Origin of the sequence: Paraburkholderia sp., from assembly GCF_036488795.1 — a bacterium.
Taxonomy (GTDB): Bacteria; Pseudomonadota; Gammaproteobacteria; order Burkholderiales; family Burkholderiaceae; genus Paraburkholderia.
Window position 1 is genome coordinate 1 of the sequence record NZ_DASXHA010000098.1, and the last position, 15,919, is coordinate 15,919.

Annotated in this window: 12 protein-coding genes; 4 read left to right on the forward strand and 8 right to left on the reverse strand. The window is 61.5% G+C overall.

Annotated features, from left to right (window positions below):
- Positions 1–907: 907 nt before the first annotated feature.
- The 6 genes from VGH41_RS26605 to VGH41_RS13430 form a co-directional block, all read right to left on the reverse strand.
- Positions 908–1,282 (reverse strand): DUF6984 family protein, encoded by a 375-nt coding sequence (locus VGH41_RS26605; protein WP_414696650.1) that lies wholly within the window; start codon positions 1,280–1,282, stop codon positions 908–910.
- A gap of 231 nt (positions 1,283–1,513) precedes the next feature.
- The gene (locus VGH41_RS13410; RefSeq protein ID WP_331597934.1) at positions 1,514–2,719 is read right to left on the reverse strand and encodes a PLP-dependent aminotransferase family protein; all 1,206 of its coding nucleotides are present in this window, start codon (positions 2,717–2,719) and stop codon (positions 1,514–1,516) included.
- A 109-nt stretch (positions 2,720–2,828) separates the two neighbouring features.
- Positions 2,829–4,004: an FAD-binding oxidoreductase gene (locus VGH41_RS13415; RefSeq protein ID WP_331597935.1), complete on the reverse strand. Its 1,176-nt coding sequence runs from the start codon at positions 4,002–4,004 to the stop codon at positions 2,829–2,831.
- Between the two features lie 175 nt (positions 4,005–4,179).
- Positions 4,180–5,679: an aldehyde dehydrogenase family protein gene (locus VGH41_RS13420; protein WP_331597936.1), complete on the reverse strand. Its 1,500-nt coding sequence runs from the start codon at positions 5,677–5,679 to the stop codon at positions 4,180–4,182.
- A 249-nt stretch (positions 5,680–5,928) separates the two neighbouring features.
- Positions 5,929–6,693 carry an alpha/beta fold hydrolase gene (locus VGH41_RS13425; protein ID WP_331597937.1) on the reverse strand — a complete coding sequence of 255 codons (765 nt, stop codon included), beginning with the start codon at positions 6,691–6,693 and terminating at the stop codon, positions 5,929–5,931.
- A 107-nt stretch (positions 6,694–6,800) separates the two neighbouring features.
- Positions 6,801–7,643: an FAS1-like dehydratase domain-containing protein gene (locus tag VGH41_RS13430; protein ID WP_331597938.1), complete on the reverse strand. Its 843-nt coding sequence runs from the start codon at positions 7,641–7,643 to the stop codon at positions 6,801–6,803.
- 233 nt (positions 7,644–7,876) lie between these two features.
- Between VGH41_RS13430 and VGH41_RS13435 the strand changes: the two genes are divergently transcribed.
- Positions 7,877–8,641 carry a 2OG-Fe(II) oxygenase gene (locus tag VGH41_RS13435; RefSeq protein ID WP_331597939.1) on the forward strand — a complete coding sequence of 255 codons (765 nt, stop codon included), beginning with the start codon at positions 7,877–7,879 and terminating at the stop codon, positions 8,639–8,641.
- A gap of 157 nt (positions 8,642–8,798) precedes the next feature.
- Here the strand turns inward: VGH41_RS13435 and VGH41_RS13440 are convergent, their stop codons facing one another.
- Positions 8,799–9,950: a porin gene (locus tag VGH41_RS13440; protein WP_331597940.1), complete on the reverse strand. Its 1,152-nt coding sequence runs from the start codon at positions 9,948–9,950 to the stop codon at positions 8,799–8,801.
- A 799-nt stretch (positions 9,951–10,749) separates the two neighbouring features.
- Here VGH41_RS13440 and VGH41_RS13445 point away from each other — a divergent pair.
- The 3 genes from VGH41_RS13445 to VGH41_RS13455 all read left to right on the forward strand — a co-directional run bounded on the left by VGH41_RS13445 (position 10,750) and on the right by VGH41_RS13455 (position 14,778).
- Positions 10,750–12,684, forward strand: coding sequence for an FUSC family protein (locus tag VGH41_RS13445; protein ID WP_331597941.1), 1,935 nt, complete (start codon positions 10,750–10,752; stop codon positions 12,682–12,684).
- Between the two features lie 203 nt (positions 12,685–12,887).
- Positions 12,888–13,985 (forward strand): Dyp-type peroxidase, encoded by a 1,098-nt coding sequence (locus VGH41_RS13450; protein ID WP_331597942.1) that lies wholly within the window; start codon positions 12,888–12,890, stop codon positions 13,983–13,985.
- Complete coding sequence (locus VGH41_RS13455; protein WP_331597943.1) at positions 13,978–14,778, forward strand: family 1 encapsulin nanocompartment shell protein; 801 nt, start codon at positions 13,978–13,980, stop codon at positions 14,776–14,778. Before VGH41_RS13450 ends, VGH41_RS13455 begins: the two co-directional genes overlap by 8 nt.
- Before the next feature lie 151 nt (positions 14,779–14,929).
- Here VGH41_RS13455 and VGH41_RS13460 read toward each other — a convergent pair whose 3' ends face one another.
- The gene (locus VGH41_RS13460) at positions 14,930–15,190 is read right to left on the reverse strand and encodes a hypothetical protein (protein ID WP_331597944.1); all 261 of its coding nucleotides are present in this window, start codon (positions 15,188–15,190) and stop codon (positions 14,930–14,932) included.
- Positions 15,191–15,919 lie beyond the last annotated feature (729 nt).

The window sequence follows — 15,919 nt, forward strand, 5'->3', positions numbered from 1 at the left end:
ATCGTCGGCGCAGCGTGGATCGCGGCGTATTTTGTGGCCGGCCATGTCTGGCTGCATGGGCTGCCAGGGTTTTCGTTGTTGCAGCATCTGCGGGATGGGTAGGTGCGGGTGCTTTATCAACAGATTTTGCTTAGAAGTCCGTGGATAAGTATCTCCCCACAGCGCTCAACCCCATGCCATAAGGCTTTGCGGGCCATGTGAGGGGAAATTGAGCATTCCCCGCTGGCCGCCAAACATCGTTCCCCCACGTTTCCCCTCAACGGGAAAGGGCCGACATATTAGACATGTGTTTTGTAAAGCGCTCAAGCTAACGGCGATTCGGGTGCCGTTTCTACAAGTTACTTGTCAAAGCAGAAAGCTGACGGGTTGGTTGTGTACGCTGCGGCGCACACACGATGGGGAACGCCAGGAACATTCCCCACGACGCGCGATGATGATAGGGCTACAGCTCCCAGCGCTGCCCGTCTTCCGTGACCAGTCAGGGCGTACGGCAGCACGGGTCTTCAAGCACCGGGATGCCATTGAATTCGCACCCGTCATACTGGACGCCCGAATGTCGCATGTGCAGTCCATCACACAGCATGCGCTTGTGCTCAGGATAAAGAACCAACTCCACAGGTTCCTCGCCCCGGTGCTCGTTCAGATACCGGTAAAGCCCTTCCGTGATGAAGGCGCAGGCGCTCATGCCTGGCCGGAAACTCAATGTCATAAATCACACCCCATGATTTTTTACCGGATCACGCTGCCGCTTCTGCGGGAGCGCGTCTGATCGCCTTTGGTGCATGCTTGCGCGCGTGCCACACATCATAGTCAAGCTGCATCCCCAGCCACAGGTCAGCCCGCCCTCCGCGCTCCCACCCAGCCACTGCGAAGACGCGCGACCCACGCGCCCCTTTAAAGGACGGCTTTAGCGCTTTTGAAATGGTAAAGGTTTTGAGACTATTTCCAGTGTTGTCCAATCGGGACCCTGAAGACCCCCATCGCTCCACCGTAAAAATTCAAGTTCCAACAGGCGATTCCCGGGGTCAGCGAATAACAGAACACAAACCTCCGCGCCGTCCGCATCGTGCACCCGCCCCTCAAACGGGAAAGTATGCTGCCCAATATGGTTGGGCCGTTGGTAACCCTCAATATGGAAAAGAATTAATGACCCATCCTCAAGGGTTGGCTCCGCACGAGCGTTTTCCAAGTCTGACAGAAGTCTGTCCTTGTCCTCAGGAGCGAGTCGGGACGCAATACCGCGAACAAAATCCCTCTCGTGTTCGGTTAGTTCACGAATCATCAATGGATCACAAAAATTGTGCCAACACTAATCTGTCCGTCCGCGTGCATGTACGCCCTGAATTCCACAGGTAGTCCGTCTACCGTAATCTGTCTGATTGTATTCGTATCGGGAAGCATATCCGACCTCATTGCATTAATCTCGTCAGCCACCTGCGGCTCTGCATGGTCAAGATAAGCAGACACACGCTCTCCGGCAGACCAGACACACGCACGCTGAGAGCCAAAGCCATCACACCGCGGCGAACCGCTCCAACGCCTGCTTCATCCGCAACACGCCCGCTTCGATATCCGACACGCCCGGCGCCGCGAATGAAAGTCTAAGCGAGGCGAGATCTACGTTGTCCTTATAGAACGCCACACCCGGCACGAACATCACGTTCTGCCCGATGCAAGTCTTAAGGTACGCGGACGCGTCGTAGCCACCGGCAAGCCGCCCCCATACGAACATGCCACCAGCCGGGCGATGAACCGCTATATCGTCCTTGAGATGCGTGTCGAGTGCATCGCATAGCGTCGTGCATTTGACCGCGTACGCGGCGACGATCTTCGGCAGGTGCACTTCAAGCGCGCCGCTCGCAAGGTACTCGGCCGCAATGACTTGCGTCCAGGGCGAACTGCACAGATCGACAGTCTGCTTGGCGACGATACAGCGTCGCAGGATCTCCGCATGCGCGACAGTCCAACCCACCCGCAAGCCCGGCGCCACGATCTTCGACAAGCTGGAGAAATGCACTACCCAGTCACGCGAGCCAGGCACCTCAGCGCTCAGTGCGAGCAACGACGGCAACGCAGCCCCGGCAAACCGCAAATCACCGTACGGGTCGTCTTCCACGATCAGAAACCGGTGGCGGGTCGCCAGCTCGAGCAAGGCGATGCGCCGCGCGTAGGAGAGCGTCGCACCGGTCGGATTTGCAAAGGTCGGCACCGTATAAAGCAGCTTCGGTGGCCGCTTGAGCGTGCCTGCTTCGAGCAACGCGGCAAGCGCGTTCACGTCGAGGCCGTCCTGATCGACCGGCACCGTCACCACGTCGGCTTGCTGCAGTTTCAAAGCCTGCAGGGTGGCGGGATAAGCGGGCTGCTCGACCAGCACCACATCCCCCGCACCAACCAGCACACGCAGCAGCAAATCGAAACCCTGTTGCGAACCGGTCGTCACCAGCAATTCCGGCGCTGTGCATGGCGTGCCGCGGCGCGTCATCAGCTTCGCGAGTTCTTCCTTTAAAACGGGCAAGCCGTCGGTCGGACCGTATTGCAGGCAGAGTGTCGTCTGCTGCGACGCGCGCGCGGCCGCCGCATCGAGTCCGTCGCGATCGAACAGGTCACTCGCCGGATAACCGCCCGCAAACGAAATCATGCCCGGCTGGCCGAGGTACTTGAACAGTTCGCGAATCGGCGAGCCGGTCGGTGCTTCGAACGCAGGTGTGAAGGTGTACATGGTGGCGTGCGGGATATCGGGTGAAAAAAAGCCCGGCACGGAACCGGGCTCAACTTACTGCATCCGCCTTCAGGGGAACCTTCTGGGGATGACACGGGTGCAAGCACGCTTACACCACATTCTTTTCGACGATCGGCCGGTTCTCCAGCACGCGCTCGAAACTGAGCGACGACAGGTCCAGCGTCGTATAGCGGCCATGCAGGATCAATTCGCTCACGCCGCGTCCGGTGGCCGGTCCCTGCTGCAAGCCGTGCCCACTGAAGCCGTTGGCGAAGATGCAGTTATCGACGTCCGGATGCTGGCCGATGATCGCGTTCTGATCCAGCACGTTGTACTCGTAATAGCCTGACCAGCAGTTCTGCACACGCAGCGCTTCGAACTGTGGGACACGATGCGCGAGCGTCGGCCAGATTACTTCGTCGAAGATCGCGTGATCCACTTCGTCGAGCGGCAGATCGTCCGGATCGCTATCCGCACTCGGCGATGTGCCGCAAATATACGACTTGCCCTCCGGGCGAAAATACACGCCGGTCGGATCGATCAGCAGCGGGCAGCGCTCCAGTTGCGCCGGCGAACTGACGTTGAAGATGCTGCGGCGGCGCGCAAACACCGGAATGTCGATGCCGACCATCTGCGCCACCTTGCGCGACCATGCGCCGGCTGCGTTCACGAGCACGTCGCAGGCATACGACTCACCGCCCGCCGTCACCACTTGCGTGGCCCGCTTGCCGTCGCGCCGCACCGCGGTCACGTCGTCGGCTACGTAACGCGCGCCGAGTGCCTGGGCCTTCTTGCGCAACGCCTGCACGAGTCCATAGCCGTCGAACCAGCCCTCGCCGCTTTCGCCGTAAGCACCCGCCACCAGGTCCGCCGTGTTGAGCCACGGAAAGCGCGCCTGCAGCGAGGCCTGGTCGAGCAGGCTGATATCTGCGCCGAGGCTCGTTTGCAGCGCGTGATTTTCCCGCAGCGTCGCCTCGCCCGCCGGTGTGGCGAGGAACAGATAGCCGCCTTCGTGCAGATCGATGGAAGGCTTCGCACCGTCGATTTCGAGCCGCTCGCCGATCGAACGCAGAAATTCGATGCCGTACAGCGACATCCGAATCGAGAGCGGCGTCGAGAACTGTTGACGGATCGACGCCGCCGATAGCGCCGATGACGACCGCGCATAGGTCGGATCGCGCTCGATCACGGTGACGCTGACCGTGGGGTCCGAGGCACGCAGAAAATACGCAATCGAACTGCCGATCACGCCACCGCCGACGATTACGACTTTCGAACCACTCACGACTGACTCCACGCAAAGCAGGCGCCGGACGCGTCACAGATGCGGCCGGACGGACAAAGGTTGATCAATACGACCTGTTTCACTGCGCGGCGGCGCCGGGCGCGGAAGACTCCGTGGCACGACACCGCCCTGTGCCGACTAGCCGCTCGGCGCTGCTGCCTGCAGCAACCGGCCTTTAGCCGATATTGAAGTCGATCCCCTGTGCGAGCGGCAATGCCGACGAGTAGTTGACCGTATTCGTCGCGCGGCGCATATAGGCCTTCCATGCATCCGAACCCGACTCGCGGCCGCCGCCGGTTTCTTTTTCGCCACCGAACGCGCCGCCAATTTCCGCGCCGCTCGGTCCGATGTTCACGTTCGCAATCCCGCAGTCGCTGCCCGCGGCGGACAGGAAGCGTTCGGCTTCGCGCAGATCCGTAGTGAACACGCACGACGACAGACCGTGCACCGCCGCGTTATTGGCCGCGACCGCATCCGCAAAGTCCTTGTAGCGCAGCACATAGAGAATGGGTGCGAAGGTTTCCTTCAGCACCACAGCCGTTTGCGAGGGCATCTCGACCAGCGCCGGGCGCACGTAGTGGCCGCCTTCGTAACCCTTCACTTCGACGCGCTCGCCGCCGAATACCTTGCCGCCTTCAGCGACGGCCTGTTGCAGCGCTTCCTGCATGCGGGCGAACGCCTGCTTGTCGATCAGCGGCCCCATCAGCGTGCCCTTTTCGAGCGGATTGCCGATAGGCACCTTGTTGTACAGCTGCTTCAGACGCTCGACGGTCTGGTCATACACGCTGTCGTGCACGAACAGTCGGCGCAGCGACGTGCAGCGCTGACCGGCCGTGCCCACCGCGGAGAAAAGGATGCCGCGCAGCGCGAGTTCCTGATCCGCGCTCTGCGTGACGATGCCGGCGTTGTTGCCGCCGAGTTCGAGCAGCGAGCGGCCGAAGCGTTTCGCCACTTCGACGCCGACCGTGCGGCCCATTTCCGTGCTGCCGGTCGCGCTGACGATCGACGCGCGCGGATCCGCAACCAGCTTCGCGCCCACCTCGCGGCCGCCGTTGATCAGCGCGGTGAGGCCTGCGGGTGCGTCGCCGAATTCCTGCAGCGCGTCCTTGAGGATCTGGTTGACGGCGAGCGCGGTGAGCGGCGTCTTTTCCGACGGCTTCCAGATCACCGCGTTACCGCACACGAGAGCCAGAGCGGCATTCCACGACCACACCGCCACCGGGAAGTTGAACGCGGAGATCACGACGCACGTGCCCATGGGGTGCCACGTTTCGGCCATCCGGTGGCCCGGACGCTCGGAGGCGATGGTCAGACCATACAACTGCCGCGACAGGCCGACCGCGAAGTCGCAGATGTCGATCATTTCCTGCACTTCGCCCATGCCTTCCTGAAGGATCTTGCCGGTTTCGAGCGAGACGAGGCTGCCGAGCGCCTCCTTTTTCTCGCGCAGACGGTTGCCGAGCAGGCGCACCAGTTCGCCGCGGCGCGGCGCGGGGACATCGCGCCAGATGTTGAAAGCCTGCTTCGCATTGGCAAGCGCCGCGTCGACTTCGGCGGCCGTATTGCTGGCCACGCAGCCGATGAGTTCGCCGGAAACAGGCGAATGAACCGCGATGTCACCGGCTTGCGCCGCCTGGGCGATGCCGAGATCGGCGAGGATGGTCGAAGCGTTCATAAGGAGGATCCCTTTAATTTCCAATGCGAAACAAGAGTAAGTTCGGAAACTATACACGCGGGGTTTTGTGGCGGCAAGGGCAATCGCCGAGCGGTCCGCCCACGCATCTCTATCGGATAATTTACCGCGGCGCGTGGGCGGCTCCAGCCGCGATAGACGCCAGGGCTCTGGCCGGGCCTCGCCAACCGACTGACGCTCCATCCACCTGATTGTGTTTCTTATTGGAAAATATTCCGGTAACCGCCCGGCTCAGGCAAACGCCAACAACTTCTCGGCAAGCAGGTCCGGCGCGCTGACCATCGCATCGTGTCCCGTGGCGATTTCGTCCCACGTCCATCCCTGCTGGGCCTTCACGAAATCGCGCGCGCTTTGCAACGGTGCATACACCGGATCGACACACTGGATATAAACCTTCGGGATCGCCTCGCCGGCGCCGCCTGTCAGCGTGAGCACATCCTCAAAGGCCTTCAACGGATGCGGCGTGCAATGACGCTCGAGCAATGCCACCTGTTCGGGTTCGAACACACCGAAAGCACTCGCGGGCGGCACGGGAATCGTCAGGCCGTTGCTGGTTTCCAGCGCCAGTTGCCTGCGCGCCGCGACAATCTCTGGAGAGAGCCGCGAAAACGCCGACTGTCCATCGGACAGCACGACGGCATCGAGAAACACCAGCTGACGGATACGCTGGGGCACACGATCCGCCGCACCGGTCAGCGTGACGCCGCCAAAACTGTGTCCAACCAGAATCACGTCCGACAAGTCGTGCCGCTCCAGCACGTCCACGACGTCCTGAATGAACGTCTCCAGACCGACTTGCGGCGAAAGCAAACCGGCACGCTCCCCGAGCCCGCTGAGCGTCGGCGTGAAGACCTGATGTCCACGTGCCCGCAGGCGTTGCGCGACCGCATCCCAGCACCAGCCGCCATGCCACGCGCCATGGACGAGCACGTAGGGGCTGGCTGGCTGAGCGGTCGTTGCGTCGGTATGTGGGTGGGTAGTTGAGTGAGTAGCCATTCCGATAGATTAGCCGGATATGCCCAAGCGCGTGAGGGTCCCGACCGGACGCATGCCTTCGCCGGCAAGCGGCATTCCGGGCAGGCGCCACGGCCCAAACATGAGCTTCAGGCCAGCGCGGCCATGGCTCGCATCGTCAGATAGCCCTCGTGGTCTTTGGCCCATAGGTCGACGGTCTTGCCGTCGTCCGACGGCTTGCCGCAAACCGTAAACGGTTGATTTGCGAACGTGGGGCGCAGCGCCTTGAAGGCGAAGCTTTGCAACGTGGCGTCGGGCAGTTCGCGGCGCACCAGATCGACCAGCAGCGTTGCAATCAGCGGGCCGTGCACGATCAGGCCCGGATAGCCTTCGACCTCTGTCGCATAAGGAAAGTCGTAGTGGATGCGATGTCCGTTGAAGGTCAGCGCGGAATAGCGAAACAGCATCACCGGATCCGGGTTGATGGTGCGCCGCCACAATTCGCCCTCCGGGGCAGGCGCCGCCTTTGGCGCAGGCGCATCGGGTTGCGGCGCATCACGATAGACGATGTCGTGCTCTTCCTCGATCTTCAGTTCGTCGCCGGCTTCAATGGTGTGCTGCACCGTCACGAAGACGAGGCGCCCGCTGCGGCCGGTTTTGTCCTCGATATTGACGATGGTCGACGTGCGAATGGCGCGCTCGCCCACTTTGAGCGGCGCAAGAAACGTGAGTCGGCCGCCCGCCCACATGCGGCGCGGCAACGGCACCGGCGGTAGAAAATCGCCGCGTCGCGGATGACCGTCCGGCCCCGCTTCCGCCAGCGGCGAAATGGGCAGGAAATAGAGCCAATGCCACAGCGGCGGCACGTCGTCGCCGGTTTCGGTCCGCTCCAGCGTGGCCGCCATGGCAGCCAGCGGAAACGCCGTGATGTCGTCTTTGGCAATGGCCTGCTTTTCGAGCCAGTCTTCGAGTTTCGAGGGCAACGTGGCCATGAGGCGATGTCTCCAGATGCGCGAAACAGAGTTTTACTATGAACCTGACGATGCGTCGTGCGAAGTTCGCATTTCGGAACCGGACGTTTCGCTTAACTTGAGGCCGCGTACGCTCTTTGCCGGGACCACCCGTCCTGGCGAGAGTTCCGCCGAATTGGACAGCAAGACCCGGGGTGTTTTGCGTGACTCGTCTGCTTACACTAAGCCTCGTGATGCCATCTTTGGAGAGGGAAATGAGTACCGTCTTGAAGCGCGAGACAACAGGCGTGCAAGTGCAGGCCCTTGAACCGGGCAGCGTGCTGCAGCGCGTCGAAGCCGTGGACTGGTTCGGCGTCGAAGATGCCTTGAACCAGCAAGGCAGCGCGATGATCCGCGGTCTGCTCACGCCGCATGAATGCGAGGCCCTCGCCGCGCTCTATGCGCGCGACGACCTGTTTCGTAGTCGCGTCGTGATGGCTCGCCATGGCTTCGGGCGGGGCGAGTACAAGTACTTCGCCTATCCGCTGCCGGACCTGGTCGGGGCCTTGCGCATGTCCATCTATCCCCATCTTGCGCCGGTGGCGAACCGGTGGAACGAGGTGATGGGCATCGACGCGCGCTATCCCACGCAGCACGCCGATTTTATCCAGCGTTGTCATGCTGCCCGCCAGACGCGTCCGACGGCGTTGATGCTGCAGTACGCCACGGACGACTACAACTGCCTGCATCAGGACCTGTACGGCGAACACGTGTTTCCGCTGCAACTCGCGGTCTTGCTGTCCGAGCCGGGTCGGGATTTCACCGGCGGCGAGTTTGTCATGACCGAACAGCGGCCCCGTATGCAGTCACGCGCGGAAGTGGTGCCGCTCGGCAAGGGCGATGCCGTCGTGTTCGCGGTGCATCACCGGCCCGTGCAAGGCACGCGCGGCAGCTATCGGGTCAATCTGCGGCATGGCGTGAGCCGCCTGCGCTCAGGGCAACGGCATACGCTGGGGGTGATCTTTCACGACGCACTGTGACAACACGGATCGCGAAGGGGTGATGCGGCGATCCATCTTCACGCGCCAGCGCGGCGATTGTTGAGTGTGTATCGAACGACGCGTCACGGTGCGGCGAAAGCCGCACCATGCACGACATCACGCTACGCGCACTGCGTCACGTGATGTCGCGTGGCCTTTAGAACTTGTGACGGATGGCGAGGCGCACGACCACCTGATTCGAGGTCGTCGACGGTGCATCCGTGCCCGGCGTGAAGGCGCCGTCGAGGATCGAGTTGGTCTTGTCGCCAGCAACCTTTTGATAAACGCCCTGCACGTAGAAGTCGGTGCGCTTGGACAGGTTGTAATCGGCCATCAGGCCCACCGAGTGAATCTTCGGCTTGGTGGTACCGGTCGATGCTTCATAGTTCTCTGTCGTGTACACGTATTGCGCGCCCACGTAGAAGGCCGGCGTAAACTGATACTTGCCGTTGATTTCAAAGTTTTGATACTTCAACGCGTTCAGCGTCGAACCCGCCGCGACGATCGCGCCCGGCGTGCCGAGGTAGCCGTTGCCTGTCGGGTTCTTATAGTTCGAATTGGTGTAAGCGAAGCCCACTGTTGCCCCACCGAACGTGTAGTTGATGCCACCGCCAAACACGCGCATGCGTTCCGCGATGAAGCTCGCGTCGTTGGTGGTGATCGCACCGCCTGTGGTGCCGCCCGGATTGTCCGCCTGCAGGTACGCAGCGGCGATCAGCAGGCCGCCATTCGTGTACTGGCCGCCGAAGCTATAGGCGCGGTCGTTGGCGAAATTGGTGTCGTTACTGAAGGCGTACGCGCCGCCGAACTGGAAGCCGGCAATTTCAGGGCTGGCATATTTGACAGCGTTGCCAAGACGGAATGAGTTATCCGTATTGTCGTTGTCGTAGGGGTGCGCGAACAGATAGCCAGCCCAGCTGCCGTTAGCCGTGGTCTGCGCCATATAGTCGACCAACGAATCGTATTGGCGGCCGAACGTGACCGTGCCGTACCTGTCATCGCTCAGGCCGACAAAGGCCTGGCGGCCGAACAGGCGGCCACCTTCGGCCAGCTTGCCGCTGTTCACATCAAAGCCGTTTTCCAGCTGGAAGATTGCATGAAGACCGCCGCCCAGGTCTTCCGTACCCTTGAGACCCCAACGGCTGCCTTGTGCATAGCCGCTCGCCAGTTCATACACATGCCCGCCGCCAGCGTTATTCGTATAGTCGATGCCTTCGTCGATCACGCCATAAAGCGTCACACTGCTTTGAGCGAATACCGGTGCGGCGAATGCGGCTGATACAGCGAGTGCGATGACTTGCTTTTTCATTGAGATCTCCTGAGTCATTAAAAAATGAAACCGTTTGTTTTAAGCTTGCGATAGCTTTTCCACTGCAACTTCATGGGTAGTTGCGGGTGTCCACACGCACAACGGACCGGATGCTTGCACGCCGATAGCGGGGTCGTCCATCAAGACTCACAACGTGATGCAAAAGCGTTGTGAAATGCCAACCTGGAGCGAGCCAATCCTGCGGATTGACCTGGTTAAAACGTGGTTTTCCGGGTCTTTTGTCGCCGCCGACGATGTGGCACAGATTCGCGCCTGCACGCTTTGCGAGACGCATTCGCGGTACACAAAACAGCAAGCACATTGACTTATTTCAGGCGGATTCGATAGGCCAATATGTGATTAGGATTCCGGATGTTTTAATCCGCTCTTTAGCAAAGAAATGAATGAGTTTTTGATGCAGTCGATAAGCCGGATTGATGCGGTGGGCGCCTGCCAGAATCCGTTGTTGTCGTGAGTATCAACCGCAACCGGCCCCCAGTCTGCCACCTGCTTTCAATCCCCACCGCGGGTACGCGAATTGTTTTCCACGGTGGACATCTTTATTTTTGACCCGGTATGATCCGGGAAAACCCGAACATGCCACCGCTCCTCCGAGGATGATTGCGGCGGCCGATGTGGTCATGCGCGGGACTTGAGTAGCACGTTCGTCGAAGGGCTTTTGGCCGGTGATCCCGGCCGAAAGCCCAATTCGGCGATCAGCAGAAGGCGGGCCTCGCGCCCACCCTGTCGTAGTCGGCCAAAAGCCGGTCGCGACTTTTCAGCCTGGATATCATCGATCATGATTGTTGTCGCGTTTTCACGCGTCACGGACCGCCTCGTGGTTGCGGACCCCGGACTCGTGCGCCTACGGACCGCGTTGCGTGTCGCGCTGGCCTGCCTGTTGAGCGGCCTTGCCAGCGTCATGTGGACCGCCGGTCACCATCAGCCCATCACCCTTGCCGCCCTCGGCGTGCTGTTTGCCATGATCGCGCCACTGTTTGTGCGCGACGCTCGCCGTGCTTCGTGGTTCTTCACCCTCTGCTGCCTTTATCTGTGCGCCTGCGCGTGTTTCGCCGCGGCCGCCGCGTTGAGCCGCTATCCGCTCGCCGGCGACGCCGGCTTTCTGCTCGTCATGTTCACCGGCGTGCTGTGCCAGGCCTGCGGACCGCGCGCGCTCGGTTGCGCGATGCTTGGCGTCGTCACCTTTTATCTGGGGCTGTATCTGCATCCGACTGCGGCCGGGACGGCGCAGACCGTCGCGCTGTCCATCATCGGACCGGCGATGGTCGCTTTGGCCGGCCAGGTGCTGGTACCGATGCGCGCGGCAAAAACCTTACAACTTGCTATCCATACAGTGACATTGCGAGCCGAGCGGGTGCTGGCTGCCGCCGGTGCCACCCAGGCGCCCGTCACGAAGTCGACCGCCATGGGCATCTCCGAACTCAACGAAGCCGCGCTCGCGCTCGAGGAACAACTCGCCCTGCTGAATCCGCCCGATGCCGCGATGCTCCGCGAACGGCTCGCCGACCTGGAACTGGCGGCGGGACAGGGCACGTTCGGCGCCACGTTCGGAGCCGCAAGCCTCGATCCGCTGCGCCAGGCCATTGCCAGGCTCAAGGACGCGGGCCGTCCGCGGCGCGCGCCGCCGGTGATTCCAGTGACACGCAATCGCAACAGTGCCGCTGTGTGGTTCGACGCATGGCGCGCGAGGCTCTGCTGGCTGCCTGCCGCACGCGCGACGACCGCCGCATTGCTTGCCATGGTGATCGGCCACTCGCTGTCGCCCGAGCGCTGGTTCTGGGCGGTCATCACCACCTTCGTCGTGTTTCTCGGCACGCGCTCGCGCGCCGACACGGTTTATCGCGGCGCGCAGCGCCTCGCCGGTACGCTGGCGGGCGCGCTCGCCAGCCTGGTGCTCGTCACGTCGCTGCACGACGCACCGGTGCCGATGGCCGTGGCCATGGTGGTGTGCGTGTTCGGCTGGGCGTACTACATCCTCAATGCCTATGCGCCGGGCGTGTTCTTCATCACGGTACTGGTCGGACTCGTGTACGGCGCACTGGGATTCGCGATCGGGCCGCTGGTCGAATTGCGTATCGAGGAAGTGCTGGTGGGCTGTTCGGTGTCGTTTGCCGTAGCCATGCTGATGATGCCGCTGGCCGCGACGCGACACGTCGAAATGCGGCTCGCTGCGGTACTTGAGGCACTCCGGCAAGCCGTGCTGCTGTCCGTCTCGCACGATAGCCGGGCGCCCGGGAACGCGGCAGCCGCTTCGAAAACTGCGATGCACGCGTTGGATCGAAGCTGGCACGACTTGCGCATCGCGTTGCGGCCACTGCAAACGCAGCGGGTATTTGTCTGGAATCCGGGCGTGGAACTCGCGACTGGCTCGCTACTGAGCTGTCTTCACTGGGCGCGCGTATTGAGCCGCAAGGACAGTGCGGCGCCCATAGGGCCGCAGGGGTTGGACGCGGCGTCGAACGACTCGGGCGTGGGTCATGCCGAGTCGATCCTCGCCCGGCTCGATGTGCTGATTGCGCGTTATCGCGGTGCGGCTACCTCATCCGGGTTCGATCCGCGAATCGCGAATACCGTAGGCGCGGCAGATTCGCATCATGCCCAGGCGTTGGCGCAACTGGACGGTGCGCTCGCCCAACTCGCCGAGCGCCTGGCTCACCCGGGTGCACGGCTGCACAAGCGGCTGAATTGGGCCTTACGGACAAAGAACGCCTGAGGGAATATCGACCGCCGGATCCGGCTCGCGACCTAAAAAAACCTCCGAATGATCGATCCGTCCAGCTGGGCGGACTGGCATAGCAGGTCGCTCCTGCATCGACCTGCAGCGTGCGCGATCTGGTCAGGGCACCCTCGTGGCGTTCTCCGGCGCTTTGGGTTATATATGCTGTTGCCCAGCGACTCCACTTCGAAGCTCACACAATGTCCGACGCCCCGATACCCGCTGCCGTCACGCCTGAGCCTCAGGACGTGTCCGTCCAGGTCAAGCGAAGCGCGATCTTCATTGTTGTCACGGTCAACCCTGACCCCGCCAGCCGCGCGACGGTGCGTGCCTGGTGCGCCGACATCGCCAACCTGGTGCGAGCGGTGGGTAAGCGCAATCCCGCGGGCGGCCTGTCGTGCGTCTGCGCATTCAGCTCCGCAGCCTGGGATGCGCTGTTCGGCGCGCCTCGCCCCGCCGGTCTGCACCCGTTCCGCGAATTCGGCTCTGGCGAACGGCTTGCCGCGGCGACGCCGGGCGATATCCTGCTGCACATCCGCGCGGATCAGATGGACCTGTGCTTCGAACTCGCCATGCATCTGATGGGCCGGATCAGCGGCGCCGTCACGGCGGTGGATGAAGTGCACGGCTTTCGCTATTTCGATCAGCGCAGCATGATCGGCTTTGTCGACGGCACGGAAAATCCGACGGGTCGCGAAGCGGTCACGTTCACGGTGATCGGCGAAGAAGACCCGGAGTTTGCGGGCGGCAGCTATGTGCTCGTGCAGAAGTATCTGCACAATATGACTGCCTGGGATGCATTGCCGGTGGAGGCGCAGGAGCGCGTCATCGGGCGCACCAAACTTGCCGATATCGAGCTGGAAGCCTCCATCAAGCCGAGCTCGTCGCACAGTTCGCTCACCACGCTCGAAGAAAACGGCGAGGAAATCAAGATCCTGCGCGACAACATGCCGTTCGGCCGGCCGGGTTCCGGCGAATTCGGCACGTACTTTATCGGCTACGCGCGCTCGCCTGCGCCGATTGAACAGATGCTGGAGAACATGTTCGTCGGACGGCCACCGGGCAACTATGATCGCCTGCTGGATTTCAGCCGCGCGGTCACCGGCGGCCTGTTCTTCGTGCCGTCCGAGTCCCTGCTGGAGGCGCTGGCCGATCGCGATCCGGCGGCCGCGCCGACGTCGCCCGACGCGCCTGTCGAAGCCCCTGTCGAAGCCCCTGCATCCCCAACGCCTGCCGAGCCGCTTAGCGATGGTTCGCTGAACATCGGCTCTCTCAAAGGAGCACCTCAGTATGAATAACCTGCATCGCGAACTTGCGCCCATATCCGCGGCCGCCTGGTCGGAGATCGAGGAAGAAGTCGCGCGTACGTTCAAGCGCTCGGTGGCCGGCAGGCGGGTGGTCGATCTGCAAGGCCCGGGCGGTGCGAGCCTCGCCGCAGTCGGCACGGGTCATCAATCGACGATCGCCGCGCCGCAGGCAGGCGTGCTTGCGCGCCAGCGTGAAGTGAAGGCGCTGGTCGAATTGCGCGTACCGTTCGAATTGACGCGCGACGCGATTGACGACGTGGAGCGCGGCGCAGAAGACTCCGACTGGCAGCCCGCGAAAGATGCTGCGAAACAACTGGCGTACGCCGAAGACCGCGCGATTTTCGACGGCTATAAAGCGGCGAATATCGTGGGCATTCGCGAGGGCTCGTCGAATCCCACTTTGAGCTTGCCGGCTGATGTCATCGACTATCCTGCTGTGATCGCGAAGGCTTTGGAGCAATTGCGGCTTGCGGGTGTCGACGGTCCCTATTCGGTTCTGCTTGGCGCCGATGCGTATACCGCTTTGAGCGAAGCAAACGATCAAGGGTATCCGGTGCTCGAGCATATCAAGCGGCTGGTGAACGGCGAGATCGTGTGGGCACCGGCTATCGACGGCGGCAGTGTTCTTTCAACGCGCGGTGGGGATTTCGATCTGCATATTGGTCAGGATCTTTCGATTGGATATCTGAGCCATACGGATCAGGTCGTGCGTTTGTATCTGCAGGAGTCGCTGACGTTCCTGATGCTGACGAGTGAGGCTTCGGTGGCGGTGTTGCCGGAGTGAGGCATTGATGATGCGCCGGTTAGGCCGGTAAGTGATTCATCATGCTCCCTTGGGCGGTTGATAGAAAAAAGGGTGGGGAATTTCCCCCGCCCTTTTTCGTTATGGCGCCAAGTCGCTTTCCTTGTGAATCGTTATTTCCCTGTTCGGAAAACTAGTCGATCGGGTCGTGCGTCACATTCATGTATTGCTGGATGTCCGGCTGCCCCGGAGCAATCAGATTCAACATCGCGGCTCCAAGCCGGCGCGCGAACGCGTCGTCAAGCTTGAAGTGATGCTCGTCCAGCAAGATCGGCACCTCGAACGTCCCGGCCACGACCGGGGCCAGTCTGGTTCGGTCAACGGCTTGCACGGCAAACTGCTGACGATCTTCGAGGTAGGTCAGAACTACGGGATACGGCGGAATGTTACGCATCGATACCCTCAGTACTCTTGATAATCAAAAAATACGTCACGCTTGAGCGTTCGCATCGACTATCCTGACACGGCATCCTTCGTCGTTGCAATGTCGCCTGTTGCGTCGTAGGTATGGCTCCAGCCCTCGACCTTCACGCTGTCTTGCGTGACTATGGCTGACTGGAGCCGGTTTGCATTTTGACCGCCCCGCCGCGCCTCCCATCAAAAGACCAAAGTTACCCACAGAAAATGTTGAAAACTCTATGGAAAAATCACACCCTGTGATTAATTCGCCCGTGGCACAAGGCTTTGCGGGCGATGTGCGGGAAATAAATTTTTCCCCACACAGCCCCAAACATCCATTCCCCCACGTTTCCCCACACGCTGTGGTGCGGGGAAACTACCTTTCGCCTCAACGGGAAAGGACCTACATATTAAACATGTGTTTTGTAATGCATTCAAGCTAACGGCATTCCACTGGCCGTTTCTACAAGTCACTTGTTGAAGCAGAAAGCTGACGCGCTGGTTGTGCACGCTGCGGTGCACCTACGATGGGGAATACTGGGGACATTCCCCACGACGCGCGATGATAGGGCTTACAGTTCCCAGCGCTGGCCACCTTCGGTGACCAGCCAGGGCGTACGGCAGCACGGGTCCTCAAGCACCCGAACGTCATTGAAGCAGCACCCGTCGTATGCGATGCCTGTGTGCGGTACACGCAGTTCATCCCGTGACACGCGCCTGTGTT

Bases quoted from the DNA above. Each gene is read 5' to 3' on its own strand.
- VGH41_RS26605 (WP_414696650.1), bottom strand. From the start codon at position 1,282: ATGATTCGTGAACTAACCGAACACGAGAGGGATTTTGTTCGCGGTATT.
- VGH41_RS13410 (WP_331597934.1), bottom strand. From the start codon at position 2,719: ATGTACACCTTCACACCTGCGTTCGAAGCACCGACCGGCTCGCCGATT.
- VGH41_RS13420 (WP_331597936.1), bottom strand. From the start codon at position 5,679: ATGAACGCTTCGACCATCCTCGCCGATCTCGGCATCGCCCAGGCGGCG.
- VGH41_RS13425 (WP_331597937.1), bottom strand. From the start codon at position 6,693: ATGGCTACTCACTCAACTACCCACCCACATACCGACGCAACGACCGCT.
- VGH41_RS13430 (WP_331597938.1), bottom strand. From the start codon at position 7,643: ATGGCCACGTTGCCCTCGAAACTCGAAGACTGGCTCGAAAAGCAGGCC.
- VGH41_RS13435 (WP_331597939.1), top strand. From the start codon at position 7,877: ATGAGTACCGTCTTGAAGCGCGAGACAACAGGCGTGCAAGTGCAGGCC.
- VGH41_RS13440 (WP_331597940.1), bottom strand. From the start codon at position 9,950: ATGAAAAAGCAAGTCATCGCACTCGCTGTATCAGCCGCATTCGCCGCA.
- VGH41_RS13445 (WP_331597941.1), top strand. From the start codon at position 10,750: ATGATTGTTGTCGCGTTTTCACGCGTCACGGACCGCCTCGTGGTTGCG.
- VGH41_RS13450 (WP_331597942.1), top strand. From the start codon at position 12,888: ATGTCCGACGCCCCGATACCCGCTGCCGTCACGCCTGAGCCTCAGGAC.
- VGH41_RS13455 (WP_331597943.1), top strand. From the start codon at position 13,978: ATGAATAACCTGCATCGCGAACTTGCGCCCATATCCGCGGCCGCCTGG.
- VGH41_RS13460 (WP_331597944.1), bottom strand. From the start codon at position 15,190: ATGCGTAACATTCCGCCGTATCCCGTAGTTCTGACCTACCTCGAAGAT.